The sequence below is a fragment of the Rhizobium acaciae genome, assembly GCF_025941625.1.
Taxonomy (GTDB): domain Bacteria; phylum Pseudomonadota; class Alphaproteobacteria; order Rhizobiales; family Rhizobiaceae; genus Rhizobium; species Rhizobium acaciae.
The window spans coordinates 164,324-179,289 of record NZ_JAPCZO010000002.1 but is presented as its reverse complement, the minus strand read 5'-3'; the positions used below and the strand labels follow the sequence as shown (position 1 = coordinate 179,289).

The following is a 14,966-nucleotide window of genomic DNA, read 5'->3' as shown; positions in this document are numbered from 1 at the left end:
CGGGAGGTGCAGACATGCGTGTTTCGAGCCGGCGCCTCGGCGTCTATGCAGTCGCCTTGGCGTTTGCGATCGTCGTGAACTTCATTCTTCCCCGGCTTATGCCGGGGAGCCCCGTCGATGCCATGGTTGCCCAACTCGGCCCGCGGGCAACACCGGCCGCGATCGAGGCGATCAAAGCGCGCTTCGGCGCGGTTGACCAGCCGATGCTTTGGCAATTCGTCGATTACCTCAAGGGGCTTGCGACCCTCGATCTGGGCGTCTCGGTCAAATATTATCCCCAGACCGTCGCCCAGGTTCTCGGCCGCTCGACGCTCTGGACGGTCTTCCTTGTCACCACCGCGATCATCTTCTCGCTCTGCGTCGGCGTCGTGCTGGGCGCTGTTTCGGCCTGGCGCCGCGGCGGGCGCTTCGACACGATCGTCTCGCCGCTTTCCGTGATCATGATTTCGGTGCCGCCCGTTATCGTGGCGCTGACGACGCTGTTCGTCTTTGCGGTCTCGCTACGCTGGTTTCCGGTCGGCTACGCCTATGATCCGAACCTCGATCCCGCCTTCAATTTCACCTTCGCGGGCAGCGTGTTCATGCATGCCATCCTGCCGGTCCTGACACTCTCGCCGTTTCTGATCGGCGAATTCCAGACGACGATGCGCTCGTCGATGATCTCGGTGCTCGGCGAAGACTACGTGACCATGGGCCGTGCGAAGGGGCTCAGCCACCTTCAGGTCATGTTCGGTTATGGCGCGCGCAATGCCATGCTTCCCGTTTTGACCAACCTGGCGCTGATGCTCGGCGCCGTCTTCGGCGGGTCGATCGTCACCGAGATCGTCTTCAACTATCCGGGGTTGGGACTGACGCTCTATACCGCGAGCATCGCCCGCGATTACCCCGTCATCCAGGGACAGTTGCTGCTGATGACGCTCGCAACGCTCGGCGCCAACTTCCTCGTCGACATCATCTACGGGCTCGTCGATCCCAGATTGCGGGAGGCGGTCTAATGAACTTCGGGCTAAGGTCTATCCTCAGACAGAAAAAAGCGCTGGCCGGCCTCGTCATCATTATGGCTCTGTGGCTGATGGCGCTGTTTGCGCCGATCGTTGCGCCCGGCGAGCCCGGAGCGCGTGTCGGGCGCTCGCACCAGCCGCCGTCGATCGAACATGTCATGGGCACCACGAAGATGGGGCGGGATGTCTATCGCCAGTTCGTCTGGGGCGCTCGCAGCTCGCTCTCCGTCGGCTTTGCCACGGGCATTGCCATCACCGTTCTCGGCACAGCCATCGGCCTCATCGCCGGTTATGCCGGCGGCAAGACCGATGCGGTGCTCGATCTTGCGACGAATGCCGTGCTTGTCATCCCGAACATGCCGCTTTTGATCCTGCTCGCCTCCTTCGCCGGCACCGTGGGGCCGATGACCATCATGACGATCATAGCGCTGACCTCCTGGCCCTGGGGCGCCCGCATGACGCGGTCGCAGACGATGGCCCTTCGCAATCGTGATTTCGTCACGGCCTCCAAGATGATTGGCGAACCGGCCTGGCGTATCATCTTCGTGGAAATCCTGCCGAACTTGACGACGCTGATCGGCATCAATCTCGTCGGCAGCATCATCTACGCCATCGTTGCCCAGACGACGCTCGAATATCTCGGCTTCGGCGATCCCCTGAAAGTCTCCTGGGGCACGATGCTCTACAATGCCCAGAATTCTTCGGCAATCATGGTCGGCGCATGGTGGGATATCGGCGTGCCGGCGCTCGGCATCGCGGTAACCGGCCTCGGCCTTGCGCTTTTGAATTTCACCTTCGACGAGATCGCCAACCCGCAGCTCCGCTCCGGCCCGGCGCTGACCCGCTGGTTCCGTCTCACCCGCGCCCGCAACCGGGAACTGGAGCTCGGCCGATGAGCGACAATCTTCTGGAAATCGACAAGCTCAACGTCGACTATCTCGTCGACAAGGGGGAATTCCGCGCCGTGAAGGAGGTCTCCTTCAATATCGGCCGCGGCGAGATCTTCGGGCTCGCTGGCGAATCCGGCTGCGGCAAGAGCACGATTGCCTATGCCATCACCCGTCTTTCCAAGGCACCCGCCTGGATCAGCGGCGGCAGCATAAGGCTCGACGGACAAGATCTCCTGAGGCTGCCGGAACGCGAGTTGCAGAGAATCCGCTGGAAGCGCATCGGCATGGTTTTCCAGAGCGCGATGAATTCGCTCAATCCGCTGATGCGGGTCGAGGCGCAATTCCATGACGTTCTGCGCCGGCACACCGGTTGCTCACATGAGGAATCAAGGGCTCGCGGCGAGGAGATGTTCCGCCTCGTCGGCATTCCCACGCATCGCATTGGCGATTACCCGCACCAGTTCTCCGGTGGCATGCGCCAGCGCATCGTCATCGCCATCTGCCTGGCGCTGAGGCCCGAGCTTATCATCATGGATGAGCCGACGACGGCTCTCGACGTGGTTGTGCAGCGGGAGATCCTCGAGCAGGTCGTCGATCTGCAGCGGACCTATGGTTTCTCGGTGCTCTTCATCACCCATGACCTGCATCTGATGGCGCAGCTCTGCCAGCGGATCGGTGTCATGCTGAAGGGCGAACTCGTCGAAGTCGGCGACGTGCACCAGGTCGCCCAGGCGCCGCTGCACGATTATACCCGCAAGCTTTGGAATGCCATTCCCCAGCTTCCGGGCAATCCGCATCACTCGGGAGTCTTGGCATGAAGGCGGAGGCAAATCCTGTTGTCACCGATGCCGTGATCCGGCTCGAAAATATCCAGCGTAATTTCGGCCCGATACACGCGCTGAAAGGTGTGTCCTTCTCGCTCTTTCCCGGTCGGGCATTGGCGCTGGTCGGCGAATCCGGCTGCGGCAAGACGACTTGCGCCCGCATCATTGCGCGCTTGGACAAGCCGACGGGCGGCAGGCTGTTTTTCCGCGAGCAGGATCTGGCCGCCCGCGGCGAGGCGAAGGATGAGCATCAGTACCGCAGGGAGGTGCAGATGGTCTTCCAGGATCCGTTCTCGTCGCTCAACCCGGCCTTTACGGTCAGCCATCATCTGGCGCGGCCTCTGCAATTGCATCGGCAGAGCGGCTCCAGGGCGGATCTTGCCGAAGAGATTGCCCGCCTGCTGACAAGCGTCGGGCTGGAGCCCGGTTTGACCAGGCAGAAATTCCCGCATGAGCTCTCGGGCGGCCAGCGGCAGCGGGTGAATATCGCCCGGGCGCTCGCCGTCGCGCCGAGTGTGCTGGTGGCCGATGAGCCAACCTCGATGCTCGATGTCTCCATCCGCAAGGACATTCTCGATCTGCTCGCGACGGTGAAACGGGAAAATGACCTGGCCATGCTCTATATCACCCACGACATCGCGACGGCAGCGCACGTGGCCGAAGAGATCGTTGTCATGTTCGCCGGCCAGATGGTCGAATGGGGCGACACCGATACGGTTCTGTCCGATCCGCGCCATCCCTATACAAGATTGCTGCTTTCAGCCGTTCCGGATGGCAGCAGACCCTTCGTGACCGGCGGAAGCGCGCGTTTCCTCGAACAGGCGGAAAAGGTACGCTCGCTCAGCCGTCCGGAATCGACTGTCATCGAGCAGGTCGGCTCCAACCATTTCATACGCGCACTCGGCGTATCCAGCTGAAGGATGGCAAAGTGGACTATCTCGTCAACCTCTCCACCCTGCCGCAGGACAGTCAGTCGCCCGAACGAATGGCGCGCGAGGGTGTGGCGATCCGGCGGGCCCTGCCGCCGGAATTCCGGCTGATCACTGGCTGGATCGCAGAACAATTCGGTGAGGGATGGGCGAGCGAGGCATCCGTCGCGATGACCCGCCAGCCGCCGAGCTGCTTCATCGCTACACGCGAGCAGAAGCTCGTCGGTTTTTCCTGCCATGAAGCGACGGCGCGGGGCTTCTTCGGACCGACGGGCGTCGACGAAGGGCTTCGCGGGCTCGGCATCGGCCGGGCATTGCTTTTTGCAAGCCTGAACGACCTGAAAGCGATGGGCTATGCCTATGCGATCATCGGCGATGTCGGCCCTTCTGCCTTTTACGAAAAAGCTGTCGGGGCCATGCCGATCCCCAATTCCGCTCCCGGCATTTACGCCGGAATGCTCAAGAGCTGATTTCAAAGGGCCCGATCGTCAAAAAGGCCAGATCTTCAAGAGGAAAGAGTGACCATGTCCACATCGCGACCGAAAACCCTGCGGCTTGAAACCCTTTGGAACCCGCCTGCGGATGGCAAGGAATTTTCCTACGTCCTGCGCCTCAAAAACCTCAGCACCGAACCGCTTTCGAATTTCTCCCTCTGCGTCAGTGGCCCGGGTCGCGTCGATCCGGCCGGGCGTGTCGAAGGCGCCACGGTTTCGCAGCGGCTCTCGAATTTCACCGAATTCCAGCCACCGGCCAACTTCGTCCTCGGCGCCGGCGAGACGTGGACGATATCGGTCTACGCGCTGAGCTGGCAGTTCCGCCACTGGACGGACGGCGCAACGAGCGGCTATCTCGCGCTTTCCGATGGCAGCACGATCGTGCTCACCATCGAGCCGACGCGATCTTCGGTCAGTAACGCCCCATTGAAGCGTGGCGCCGAGATCTATCCGGTGCCCGTCAATGCGCCAGTTCATGTGTCGATCATCCCCTGGCCGAACCATGTAGCGGTCACTTCCCGCCGTCCGCTGCCGGCCGGTTTTGCGCCGCAGGCGCAGAGCGCTGAAGGGGAGGCGGCAACACGAAACTTCGCAGCGCTGGTCGAGCATCTCTTCGCGGTCGAAGGCATCGTGCGGAGCGAGGCGGAAGGCGCGGTTCCGGTTGCCCTGAAGGATGCCGCCGGGCTCGGGCCAGAGGCCTATCGGCTGAGCTTCGAGGGTGAGACGATCACGATCGAGGCCAGCAGCCAGACCGGCTTCCTCTACGGCCTCGTCACGCTCGGTCAGATCTGGCGCGGTGCAAGGCTGCATCCCGAGGTCTTCCAGTTCCCGGCCTCCGGCGAGATCGTCGATGAGCCGTCGATGGGTTGGCGCGGCCTGCATCTCGACGTCGCCCGCCAGTTCTATGGCGCGGCCGAGGTCAAGAAGCTGGTGGCGGTGCTTGCCTGGAACAAGCTCAACCGCTTCCACTGGCACCTTTCCGACGACGAAGCATGGCGCGTCGAGATCGACGCCTATCCTGATTTAACGGCGGTGGGTGCCTGGCGCGGCCACGGTCTTGCCGTTCCGCCGCTACTCGGTTCGAGCCCGGCCCGCACCGGCGGTTATTACACCAAGGCCGCGATCCGCGAGATCGTCGCCCATGCCAAGAGCTTCGGCGTGGAGATCGTGCCGGAGATCGATGTCCCCGGCCATTGCTACGCCATGCTGCAGGCGATACCGGAGTTGCGCGATCCGGCCGAGGTCGGCAGCTATTATTCGGTTCAGGGCTTTCCCGACAATTGCATCAATCCGGCCCGCGAGCAGACCTATGAGATCATAGAGACGATCCTCTTGGAACTCATCGAGCTCTTTCCATTTAAGACCATCCATCTCGGCGCCGACGAAGTGCCGCTCGGCGCGTGGTCCGGCTCGCCGGAAGCGCTCGAGCGCCTGCGCAGCGTGGCGGGCGACGAGGTTGCCGATGCGCATGCCAAGCGGCTGAACGTGGTGACCAATACCCACGGCGCCGACGACATCCACGGCTCGGGTGCCGCCATCCTGCAGGCGGAGTTCCTGAGCCGCGTCCAGCGCTTCCTTGCGAGCAAGGACTGCATCACCGGCGGCTGGGAAGAGGCTGCCCACGGCGATGTCATCGACAAATCGAAGAGCTACCTCTGCAGCTGGCGCAATGTCGAGGTCTCGGCCGAACTTGCCGAGCGCGGCTACGAAATCGTCGTCTGCCCCGGACAGGTCTATTACCTCGACATGGCGCTGAGGCCCGACTGGGATGAGCCCGGCGCCAGCTGGGCCGGCACCTCGGATGCCGAGAAACTCTACAATTTCGACCCCATCGGCGGCTGGACGGCGAGCCAGAAACAGAAACTCCTCGGCATCCAGGCCTGCATCTGGTCCGAGCCGATGACGGATCGCGCCGTTTTCGACCGCCTCGTCTTTCCGCGCCTTTCCGCACTTGCCGAAACGGGCTGGACGAAGCCGTCATCCAAGTCGTGGGAGCGTTTCAGGGCGCTCGCAGGACTGATGCCGCTGCTCTACGGGCTGCAGCAGTCGTAGCGCCCGGATTGGCGCCGCGGGCTTTATTTGAGGATCACCCTTGCCATCGCCGGAGGCGGTGATGGCGGGGGATACTGACATCGCTTTCAAAGGGCGTTGTCAGGTGCCGCTTCATCTGCCGCAGGCAGCTCGCATCCGGGTGCGGCGATACGAATAGGACGTGTTCCAATCGGCGCGCCGGTCACGCGGTCGATGGTGACGGGATCGATCTCCGTTCCGGTCTCGACGTCGAAGAAGCGGGTGACTCCACCGCCGCCGCGGTGCTTGCGGCCCCAGGCGCCGATTGCAAACAGCACCGGCAGAAAGTCGCGGCCGGCTTCCGTCAGCACATATTCGTCGCGCGGCGGACGCTCGGAATAGCGGCGTTTTTCCAACAGTCCTTCCTCGGTCAGCGATGACAGCCGCCCTGTCAGCATTGTCGGGACGATGCCGAGGCTTTTGCGAAATTCATCGAAGCGGGTCAGCCCCGCATGGGCGTCGCGCATGATCAGCATGCTCCACGCATCGCCGACGAGCGCCAGGCTGCGGGCGATCAGGCAGGGCTGTTCGGAAAGATTCTTCATGTCGATATCTTTTTAGTAGTGACTTGCTATCGATTTGATAGTAACAGAATGCCCATGAACGTTCCACGACAAAATGAAGGCAGACGTCGATGAGCAAAAGAGAACGCGGCATTGCGCTGGTCACCGGGGCTTCCTCCGGTATCGGGTTGGTGACGGCGAAGGCCTTGCTACGCGATGGTTACCGGGTGTTCGGCACCAGCCGAAAGCCGATGGCTGACACTGCCGACGGCATCACCATGCTGGTCTGCGACGTCATCGACGATCAATCCGTGCAGGGCGTCGTCGACGAGATTCTGAAACGCACGGGACGAATCGATCTTCTCGTCAACAATGCCGGGATCGGCCTGCTCGGCGGCGCCGAGGAATCGACGACGGCGCAGGCCAAATTCGTATTCGACGTCAACGTCTTCGGTACGATGCGCATGACCAATGCCGTGCTGCCGGTGATGCGGCGGCAGCACAGCGGCCGGATCGTCAACCTGAGCTCGATCCTTGGGCTGATCCCGGCGCCCTTCAACGCGCTCTACGCAGCAACCAAGCACGCGATCGAAGGTTATTCGGAATCCCTCGATCATGAAGTGCGCACACAGGGTATCCGCGTCGTGCTCGTCGAACCGGGTGTCACCCGCACCTCCTTCGAGGAGAACATCACGCGCCCCGATCGGCCGCTTGCCGTCTATGACGCAGTGCGCGCCGACGCGGAGAAGCTGATGCGCGAGATCGTTTCGAAAGGCGATGCGCCCGAGGTGGTCGCCGCAACCGTCGTCAAGGCCGCCAATGCGCCATCGCCGAAGAGACGCTACACGGCCGGGAAAGCAGCAGGACAAGTGCGTTTCATCCGCCGCTTCCTGCCCGAGTCCTTCGTCGACAAGAGCCTCCGGAAATTCAACAAACTTCCCGGTTGATCGTAGCTTGCTGCCCCGCCGGCTGACCACAGAAACGAAAGTTCGCCCTCATGAAAGCATTCCTGATCGATCGCTACAAGAAAGGCGGCGCCCTCAGGCTCAGCCAGAGCCCTGAACCGCAACTGCGCGAGAATGACGTCATGGTCGAGATCCATGCCGCTGGCGTGAACCCGCTGGATGCCAAGATCCGGGACGGAGAGTTCAAGCTGATCCTGCCTTACCGGCTTCCCTTGGTGCTCGGCAATGATGTCGCCGGCGTCGTGGTCCGGGTAGGCGCCAATGTCCGGCAATTCAAACCCGGCGACGAGGTCTATGCGCGTCCTGACCAGGATCGCATCGGCACCTTCGCCGAGTATATCGCCATCGACGCTGCCGATGTTGCGCTGAAGCCCGCCAATCTCAGCATGGAAGAGGCCGCATCCATTCCGCTTGTGGCGCTGACTGCATGGCAGGCACTGGTCGAGCGCGCCACGCTGCAGAAAGGCCAGAGGGTGCTGATCCATGCGGGCTCCGGCGGCGTCGGCACCATCGCGATCCAGCTTGCCAAACATCTCGGCGCCCATGTGGCGGCGACCGTGAGCACGGCAAATATCGATCTGGTGAAAAGCCTCGGCGCCGACGTGGTGGTCGATTACAAGAAGGACGATTTCGAAAAAGTGCTGAAGGGCTATGACGTCGTGCTGAACAGCCTTGGCAAGGAGACCCTGGAGAAATCGCTCGCCGTCCTGAAGCCCGGCGGCAAACTGATCTCGATATCAGGTCCGCCCGATCCCGATTTCGCCAGGAAAAACGGTTTCGGCTGGCTGCTGCAGCAGGTCATGCGCTTCCTGAGCTTCGGCATCCGGCGGAAATCGAAACGCCGGGGGATCGGCTATTCCTTCCTCTTCATGACGGCAAACGGCGCGCAACTCGGCAAGATCACCGCGCTGATCGAGGCGGGCGCCATCCGCCCCGTCATCGACCGGGCCTTCCCGTTCGAGAAGACCAACGAGGCGCTGGACTATGTGGAAACGGGACGCGTCAAGGGGAAGGTCGTCATCGCGATGAAGTGACGTCTGGAGGCCGATCAGCCCTCGGCTCAGCCGAGCGGCTTTTGCAAAACGTCGAAGCGCGGATTGGTTTTTGAAAAGAGAAGTGCGGCCGAGCGACGGAGCTTCACTGTCGTTGCCGGTAGGCAGAGGGTGTGACGCCGGTGCCCAACTTGAATGCCCGTGTCATGTGGCTCTGGCTGCTGAAGCCGCAGGCCGAAGCGATCTGCGCGATCGGGTCCATGCCTGATAACATCGATTTGGCGCGCTCGACACGCCGGTGAGCCACCCAGCCATGTGGGGACACACCATAGCTTGCCCGGAACATTCGCTGAAAATGAAAGGCGCTGAGCTGCCCGATCGCCGCCAGATCCTGCAAGCGGATTGTCTCACCGAGATGGGCCTCGATATACTCCAGACTCCGGCGCCGCACATGAGGAGCGAGCCCGCCGCTGATCGCGCAGGGACGCATTCCTCCATAACGCGGATCAACGAAGAAATCGTTGATCGCCTGCGTCATTGCTTCTTCAGCCAGCAGATGACCGCCCGCCAACATCGCTTTCGTCATCTGCCGAAGCGTGTGCGCCAAGGCGGGTGCATCTGCGAAAGTTACTTCGGGAAGAGCCATGAGCCGAGCATCGCGGTCAAACGTCTCAGCAAACATCCGGCGCATCTGATCGTCGGGAACATACAGATGGACGAATTCGAAGAAGTCGGTGATTTCCCATTCGGACGAGTGCCCCTGCGGCATGATGCACAGGACTCCCGCACGGCCTCGCGCGGCGGGGCTGCCATCCAGACGACGCGTTCCGGCCCCGCCTCTCAGATAAAGACTGAACGTATGACCGTTCGGCCGCTCATAGCTCATCCTGTCGTGTGCATTGCTCCAGATGGCAGCTGATCGACCGAAACCCAAATCGATCGACTGTGACATCCGTGCAGTGGGAGATGCCGACAAAAACCTAAAAACCGAAAGGCGGCTATCCTTCACCAATTCTTCCCCACACCTGGCCACGCCTTGCAAACATTACCGGTGGACGGCCTGCATGGCGAGCGGGGAAGTCCGGGCAAAGCGATTTCATAGCAAGAATCTGCAAGAGACCTGCTCACGGTTCGCCTATTCGTCGAGAAAACGAGGATCTCTTCATGGCAAATGCCGCTCTCTTCATCGCGACCGTTCTCATATGGGGGACGACCTGGATCGCCATTGCGATGCAGGTCGGTCCCGTGCCGGTCCTGGTCTCGGTCTTTTACAGATTTGCGGTCGCAGCAGTGATCCTCGTCGCCATCCTGGCTGTCATGCGGCAGCTCAAGCTCCCTGCCTTGCGCGATCAACCTTTCATCCTGGCGCAAGCACTCTGCCTGTTCAGCCTCAATTTCATCTGTTTCTACAACGCCGCCGCCTCCATCCCGTCCGGGCTGATCTCCGTGATCTTCTCGCTCGCAACGATTTACAATGCCGTCAATGCGCGCCTCTTCTTCGGCGACCGCATTACGGGCCGCACGCTTCTCGCAGCGGCGCTCGGAGCAACCGGGCTTCTGCTGCTTTTCGGACAGGACGTTGTCGTCGATTTCGATATGGGCACGTTAAAAGGGATCGGGCTCGCAGCGCTTGGCACGCTGTTCTTCTCGCTGGGCAATATGGCATCGCGTCGAAACAGCGCGGTCGGAATCTCACCGCTGACCGCCAATGCCTGGGGCATGACCTATGGCGCGATCGTCCTCCTCTTCCTGATTGCCGTGACGCAAACGCCGATCGTCGCGCCGCCTGACATCACCTACCTTGCCGCCATGCTCTATCTCGCGGCAATCGGATCGGTGATCGGCTTCACCACCTACCTCATGCTGGTGTCCCGCATCGGCTCCTCACGCGCTGCCTATGCCACCGTGCTGTTCCCGATCGTCGCCCTGTCATTGTCGACGGTCTTCGAGGGCTACCACTGGAGCGGTCTGGGCCTGATCGGCCTGGCGCTGACGCTTCTCGGCAACGTGGTCATCTTTGCGCGACCTCTAGCCCGTCGCCCGCCGCAGTCAGATGCAAGGCTGCCCGCAGGCGGATGAGAGGCCGGCCTCGGCAATCTCCCGGACGGAGGTAGCTAGCCGAGCGGCTTTTGCAGGACGTCGAAGCGCGGATTGGTTTCGGAAAAGATCGGCAGGGCGGCGGCGCCGAGGATTGCCGTATCTTTGCCGGTCATACCGATCATCACCCGAGGTACCGTCCGCTTCTGGTTGGGATCGATCGGAGTGTGCAGCGGCTCCAGCCGCTCTGCAAGCCGAAGCATCAGTGATGTCGATATGCTGCCGCCGAGCACGATGGTCTGCGGATCGAAGGCCAGTTCCAGAAAATCGATGGTCTGCCGCAGCGGCTGGACCGCCTGATCCAACCAGGCGTCGAGACCTTCGCCGCCCTTGGCGATCAGTACGTCGAGATCGTCGGGCGACAGCTCCTCGGCATTGGCAATGCCCATGAATTCATAGGCAACGGCCGGCGAGACGTAACGATCCAGACAGCCGCGCTTGCCGCAGCTGCAGAGCTTGCCATGCGGTTCGACGATGACATGCCCGATCTCGCCGGCATTGTTGCGGCTGCCCTTGTAGAGGTGACCGTCGAGGAACATCCCGGCGCCGATGCCGCCGCCGCCGGCGAGGAAGAGATAGACGAAGCTGCCCAAACCGCGGGCGACACCATGCAGGCGCTCGCCGATCGCCGCTGCCGTCGCGTCGTTTTCGACGAGCACCGGCACCTTCACCCGCTGTTCCAGCTCATGCCCGACAGGAAAACCCTGCCAGCCGGGCAGGTTCAGCGGGCTGAGCGACGTGGTGCCGCCATCGGCATAACGGCCGGGCAAAGCCATCCCGACACCGAGCAGCCTTTGCCGGTCGAATGTGAAGGCCTGCTGGAGATCCTCGACTATTGCTTGGAGAGCCGGCATCGCCCGTTGCGGATCGGGATGTTCGACGTGGCGCTCGATGCGTGCACAGACGGCGCCGGAGAGATCCGTCAGAACGCCGCTGGCGCGCTGGCGGCCAAGTTCGAGGCCGATCGAATAGGCGCCGCGCGGATTAATGGAGTAGGGGATGATCGGCTGGCCGCGGGCCAGCTTCTGCGCCTCGGACGGAACGAGAAGGTGCGATCGCTCCAGCTCCTCGACGATGTTCGACACGGTCTGGGCAGTCAGCGCCGTCATCCGGGCGATCGCCGCGCGCGACAAAGGACCGTTCGTGCGGACAGCCTCGATCACCACACGCCGGTTGTGAGACTTGGCCTGCTCGAGATTCGTGCCGGAGATTGCCTTCATGTCGCCTTCAAAGCAAATGGTGCGTCACCCTTGTCACAAGACGAACACCGATGAAAGCTCCATTCTTCGGAACGTCTTATTTGCTCAAAGGGCATGGCGTCTTTGCAGAAAGCCGAGGAGCGTTATGCCGGCCAGCCCGGTCACGGCGCTGAGGATGGCGGTTCCCGAATAACCCGTCACATAGGTGCCGGCGGCAAAGACCAGCGCGCCGATCCCGGCACTGGCAAAGATATTGACGGAGATCAGTGCGCTGCCGAGCCCCGGCCGGTCGGCGATCAGATCCTGCAGATAGGTGATCGGAAAGCTGATGATTGCGGCGGCTCCGATGCCTGCGAGCAAGGTGAGCGCATAGAGGTGCCAGGGCTCGGAGGCAAAGCCGAGAAGGCTGAGGAACACGGTGTAGATGATGGTGCCGGCGGCAAGCGCCGTTATCTGACCGATCTTCCGGGCGATCCGCGACCAGACGATGATGAAGACGACTTCCAGCAATGCGACGATGCCGACCAGAATGCCGACGTCGCTCAGCGAACCATGCGCTGCACCGGTGGCGATCAACGGCAGAAGGGCGTCATTGAGATGCAGCGTGCTGGTGATCAGCGCCACCCCGCAAATATGCGCGGATATTCGCGGCGAAACCACCTGGCGCAGCGCGCCGAGATAGGTGAGGTGATGAACTGCCGCCATCTCCGTCGCCGTGCGCTTCGGCAAGGCGAAGACGATAATCCCCTGGCAGAGCAGGCATGAGAGGCCGGCAAAGAGGTAGGCCGGCAGCATGCTCGATGCGCCAGAGAGCAGCAGGCCGGTGATGCCGGGGATCAGCACCCAGGACAGCGAGATCATGGCGCGTACGCCGGAGTTGGCCGTCGCCATGTCGCTTCGGTTCATGCCATGCATCGCCGCGCGCGCATTGGCAAACAGCAGCGAGTTCAACGCCCCGTAGATCGGCAGGGGCAGCAAGCCGCTGATGACGAAGACGGCTGCAGTTGGAAAGGCGTAGACCATGCCGTAGCCGACGATGCCGAACAGGCAGGCGCCGATCATCGTCGACCGGTACTCGCCAAGCCGGTCGGCGAGATTGCCGAGCAGAATGCTGATGACGACGTTCACCGCCGCGGAGACGAAACTCAGGAAGGAATAGAGACCATCGCTCAAGCCCAATTCGCGGATACCCACGACCGAACGATAGGGCGCAGTCATCGCCCCCGCCATTCCGAAGGTGAAAATAGCAATCATGCTGACGCGGATCGCCGGATTGCGGAAGACGTCGGGGAAAAGGCGGCTCATGCGGGCATCTGAATGTCAGTAATGTTCCGATTGGGAGAAAGTCCGCGCGAGCTCAGCCTGGCCTGCCGTCAGGCCGCAATCGACAGGCAGGCAGACACCGGTGATAGAGGCGGCCTGGTGGCCGGCAAGGAAGGCCACGGCATTGGCAACATCTTTCGGATCGACAACCCGCTGCAGCGGATACCAGCGGCGTGCCTCCTCGAAAACATTCGGATTGGCGCTGGCGCGGGCTTCCCAGGCCTGCGTCTTCACCGTGCCGGGGGCGACGGCGTTGGACCGGATGCCGAACTTGCCGTATTCCACGGCGACCAGCCGTGTGAAATGCAGAAGGCCGGCCTTGGCGGCGCTATAGGCCGGGTGTCCGAAGACATGCATGCCGTTGACCGAAGCGATGTTGACGACGGAACCCTTCGAAACCGTCAGCATGGGCTCGAATGCGCGGAAACATAAGAATGCCGCTTCGAGATTAAGCGCATTGTCCGCCCGCCAGATCTCGGGCGTCGTATCGTGCAGGCTGGTCGCGCGGGCAGCACCGGCATTGTTGACCAGGGTTCGAACCAGGCCGACGTCGGCGGCGCGTCTTGCCAATTCGGCAATGCTCGTCTCGCTGGTCACATCGCATTCGACGGCGATGAAGCGATTGCCCGGCCCGAGCTTCAATGCCACGGCAGCCGCAGCCGCGGCATCGATGTCGGCAAGCAACACGACGTCGTGGTCATTGGCGAGCCGTGCGGCGATCGCCGCGCCGATATCGCCTGCAGCACCGGTAACGATGGCTATCGACTGCGTCATTTTCCGTCGCTCCCGTTCATGAACCTCAATCTCCAAGCAATTGCCGGTCGTCGCCGTCACGATGAATGACAAGCTGCTGCTTGATACGCCGAAGCGTGGTCGTCGCCTTCGGCTGAACGGCGTAGGCGACCAGGCTCGACAGGATATCGATCGTCGCGATGTAGGCGATGCGCGTCGAGGTCGGGCGATAGATATTGTGGCCCTCGGGAAGGTCGATCGCCACGACGATTTCGGCGGCCTTGGCAACCGGGCTGGCCGTCTGGGTGAGTGCGATCGTCTTCACCTTGGTCTGGCGGGCAAGCTCGAAGGCACGCACCAGCTCCGTATTGCGCCCTGAGAAGGACGAGCCGATCAACACGTCGCCGGGCCTTGCCGCGGCAGCCATCATCAGCTGCATGCTATGGTCGGAACTTGCCGTGATGCGAAGTCCGAGACGGAAGAGGCGGTTCTGGAGCTCGTCGGCAATCATCGACGAATTGCCGCCCGATCCGAACGCATAGATCATATCGGCCTTGGCGATATGAGAGACGGCGGCTTCGATCGCGGCAAGATCGAGCGACCGATGCAGGAGAAAGAGCGCGTTCTGGGCCTTGGTGATGATGTCCTGGGCGACATCGGCCGGATCGGTGCTTTTCGATTCCGGTTTCAGATAACGAACGCCGATATGGGCGGTGCGGGCAAGCTGCACCTTGAAGTCGGAAAAGCTCTCGCAACCGAGCCGCCGACAAAAGCGCGTGACGGTCGGCGGCGATACCTCGGCCCGTTCCGCCAGCTCGATGATCGAGGCATTCACGGCAAATTCGAAATCGTTGACGATGATCTCCGCGATGCGGCTCTCGGAGGGAGAGAGCCGACCCTTGTCTTCCTGTAGCGTTGAAAAGATATCCAAGCCCGTCCCCCCGATG

15 protein-coding genes are annotated in these 14,966 nt (G+C 62.0%); 9 read left to right on the top strand and 6 right to left on the bottom strand.

Annotation, left to right across the window (positions count from 1 at the left end):
• Nucleotides 1–14 precede the first annotated feature (14 nt).
• Genes OLZ32_RS04630 through OLZ32_RS04605 form a run of 6 tightly spaced genes read left to right on the top strand, consistent with a single transcriptional unit; the run spans nucleotide 15 to nucleotide 6,190 of the window.
• Complete coding sequence (locus OLZ32_RS04630) at nucleotides 15–995, top strand: ABC transporter permease (protein ID WP_011655249.1); 981 nt, start codon at nucleotides 15–17, stop codon at nucleotides 993–995.
• A complete protein-coding gene (locus tag OLZ32_RS04625; RefSeq protein ID WP_011655248.1) occupies nucleotides 995–1,897 on the top strand; it encodes an ABC transporter permease in 903 nt (300 codons plus the stop codon). The genes OLZ32_RS04630 and OLZ32_RS04625 overlap by 1 nt, the downstream gene beginning before the upstream one ends.
• Nucleotides 1,894–2,709, top strand: a complete 816-nt coding sequence (locus OLZ32_RS04620) for an ABC transporter ATP-binding protein (RefSeq protein ID WP_011655247.1) — start codon at nucleotides 1,894–1,896, stop codon at nucleotides 2,707–2,709. The genes OLZ32_RS04625 and OLZ32_RS04620 overlap by 4 nt, the downstream gene beginning before the upstream one ends.
• On the top strand, nucleotides 2,706–3,632 hold the full coding sequence (locus tag OLZ32_RS04615; protein WP_264419752.1) for an ABC transporter ATP-binding protein: 927 nt from the start codon (nucleotides 2,706–2,708) through the stop codon (nucleotides 3,630–3,632). Before OLZ32_RS04620 ends, OLZ32_RS04615 begins: the two co-directional genes overlap by 4 nt.
• An 11-nt stretch (nucleotides 3,633–3,643) precedes the next feature.
• Nucleotides 3,644–4,114, top strand: a complete 471-nt coding sequence (locus OLZ32_RS04610; protein ID WP_011655245.1) for a GNAT family N-acetyltransferase — start codon at nucleotides 3,644–3,646, stop codon at nucleotides 4,112–4,114.
• A 54-nt stretch (nucleotides 4,115–4,168) separates the two neighbouring features.
• Nucleotides 4,169–6,190 carry a beta-N-acetylhexosaminidase gene (locus OLZ32_RS04605; RefSeq protein ID WP_264419749.1) on the top strand — a complete coding sequence of 674 codons (2,022 nt, stop codon included), beginning with the start codon at nucleotides 4,169–4,171 and terminating at the stop codon, nucleotides 6,188–6,190.
• Nucleotides 6,191–6,276: 86 nt separating this feature from the next.
• On the opposite strand, the gene OLZ32_RS04600 is transcribed toward OLZ32_RS04605, so the two are convergent.
• Complete coding sequence (locus OLZ32_RS04600) at nucleotides 6,277–6,753, bottom strand: winged helix-turn-helix transcriptional regulator (protein ID WP_264399321.1); 477 nt, start codon at nucleotides 6,751–6,753, stop codon at nucleotides 6,277–6,279.
• 89 nt (nucleotides 6,754–6,842) lie between these two features.
• Here OLZ32_RS04600 and OLZ32_RS04595 point away from each other — a divergent pair, with 89 nt between their 5' ends.
• Both OLZ32_RS04595 and OLZ32_RS04590 read left to right on the top strand, forming a co-directional pair.
• The gene (locus OLZ32_RS04595; protein WP_264419747.1) at nucleotides 6,843–7,658 is read left to right on the top strand and encodes an oxidoreductase; all 816 of its coding nucleotides are present in this window, start codon (nucleotides 6,843–6,845) and stop codon (nucleotides 7,656–7,658) included.
• 50 nt (nucleotides 7,659–7,708) lie between these two features.
• Nucleotides 7,709–8,710, top strand: coding sequence for an NADP-dependent oxidoreductase (locus OLZ32_RS04590; RefSeq protein WP_264419745.1), 1,002 nt, complete (start codon nucleotides 7,709–7,711; stop codon nucleotides 8,708–8,710).
• 103 nt (nucleotides 8,711–8,813) lie between these two features.
• Here the strand turns inward: OLZ32_RS04590 and OLZ32_RS04585 are convergent, their stop codons facing one another.
• A complete protein-coding gene (locus tag OLZ32_RS04585; RefSeq protein ID WP_264420100.1) occupies nucleotides 8,814–9,554 on the bottom strand; it encodes a helix-turn-helix domain-containing protein in 741 nt (246 codons plus the stop codon).
• A 278-nt stretch (nucleotides 9,555–9,832) separates the two neighbouring features.
• Between OLZ32_RS04585 and OLZ32_RS04580 the strand changes: the two genes are divergently transcribed.
• Nucleotides 9,833–10,747: a DMT family transporter gene (locus tag OLZ32_RS04580; protein WP_264419743.1), complete on the top strand. Its 915-nt coding sequence runs from the start codon at nucleotides 9,833–9,835 to the stop codon at nucleotides 10,745–10,747.
• Between the two features lie 35 nt (nucleotides 10,748–10,782).
• On the opposite strand, the gene OLZ32_RS04575 is transcribed toward OLZ32_RS04580, so the two are convergent.
• From OLZ32_RS04575 to OLZ32_RS04560, 4 genes are all read right to left on the bottom strand, one after another.
• Nucleotides 10,783–11,985, bottom strand: coding sequence for an ROK family transcriptional regulator (locus OLZ32_RS04575; protein WP_264419741.1), 1,203 nt, complete (start codon nucleotides 11,983–11,985; stop codon nucleotides 10,783–10,785).
• 84 nt (nucleotides 11,986–12,069) lie between these two features.
• Nucleotides 12,070–13,269 carry an MFS transporter gene (locus tag OLZ32_RS04570; protein WP_264419739.1) on the bottom strand — a complete coding sequence of 400 codons (1,200 nt, stop codon included), beginning with the start codon at nucleotides 13,267–13,269 and terminating at the stop codon, nucleotides 12,070–12,072.
• Nucleotides 13,270–13,284: 15 nt separating this feature from the next.
• Nucleotides 13,285–14,061 (bottom strand): SDR family oxidoreductase, encoded by a 777-nt coding sequence (locus tag OLZ32_RS04565; RefSeq protein WP_264419738.1) that lies wholly within the window; start codon nucleotides 14,059–14,061, stop codon nucleotides 13,285–13,287.
• Between the two features lie 25 nt (nucleotides 14,062–14,086).
• Nucleotides 14,087–14,950: a MurR/RpiR family transcriptional regulator gene (locus OLZ32_RS04560; RefSeq protein ID WP_017992050.1), complete on the bottom strand. Its 864-nt coding sequence runs from the start codon at nucleotides 14,948–14,950 to the stop codon at nucleotides 14,087–14,089.
• Nucleotides 14,951–14,966: the final 16 nt, after the last annotated feature.

What these genes read in the sequence shown, in the direction of transcription:
- OLZ32_RS04630 (WP_011655249.1), top strand. Translation starts at nt 15, where the DNA reads ATGCGTGTTTCGAGCCGGCGCCTCGGCGTCTATGCAGTCGCCTTGGCG.
- OLZ32_RS04625 (WP_011655248.1), top strand. Translation starts at nt 995, where the DNA reads ATGAACTTCGGGCTAAGGTCTATCCTCAGACAGAAAAAAGCGCTGGCC.
- OLZ32_RS04620 (WP_011655247.1), top strand. Translation starts at nt 1,894, where the DNA reads ATGAGCGACAATCTTCTGGAAATCGACAAGCTCAACGTCGACTATCTC.
- OLZ32_RS04615 (WP_264419752.1), top strand. Translation starts at nt 2,706, where the DNA reads ATGAAGGCGGAGGCAAATCCTGTTGTCACCGATGCCGTGATCCGGCTC.
- OLZ32_RS04605 (WP_264419749.1), top strand. Translation starts at nt 4,169, where the DNA reads ATGTCCACATCGCGACCGAAAACCCTGCGGCTTGAAACCCTTTGGAAC.
- OLZ32_RS04600 (WP_264399321.1), bottom strand. Translation starts at nt 6,753, where the DNA reads ATGAAGAATCTTTCCGAACAGCCCTGCCTGATCGCCCGCAGCCTGGCG.
- OLZ32_RS04595 (WP_264419747.1), top strand. Translation starts at nt 6,843, where the DNA reads ATGAGCAAAAGAGAACGCGGCATTGCGCTGGTCACCGGGGCTTCCTCC.
- OLZ32_RS04590 (WP_264419745.1), top strand. Translation starts at nt 7,709, where the DNA reads ATGAAAGCATTCCTGATCGATCGCTACAAGAAAGGCGGCGCCCTCAGG.
- OLZ32_RS04585 (WP_264420100.1), bottom strand. Translation starts at nt 9,554, where the DNA reads ATGAGCTATGAGCGGCCGAACGGTCATACGTTCAGTCTTTATCTGAGA.
- OLZ32_RS04580 (WP_264419743.1), top strand. Translation starts at nt 9,833, where the DNA reads ATGGCAAATGCCGCTCTCTTCATCGCGACCGTTCTCATATGGGGGACG.
- OLZ32_RS04575 (WP_264419741.1), bottom strand. Translation starts at nt 11,985, where the DNA reads ATGAAGGCAATCTCCGGCACGAATCTCGAGCAGGCCAAGTCTCACAAC.
- OLZ32_RS04570 (WP_264419739.1), bottom strand. Translation starts at nt 13,269, where the DNA reads ATGAGCCGCCTTTTCCCCGACGTCTTCCGCAATCCGGCGATCCGCGTC.
- OLZ32_RS04565 (WP_264419738.1), bottom strand. Translation starts at nt 14,061, where the DNA reads ATGACGCAGTCGATAGCCATCGTTACCGGTGCTGCAGGCGATATCGGC.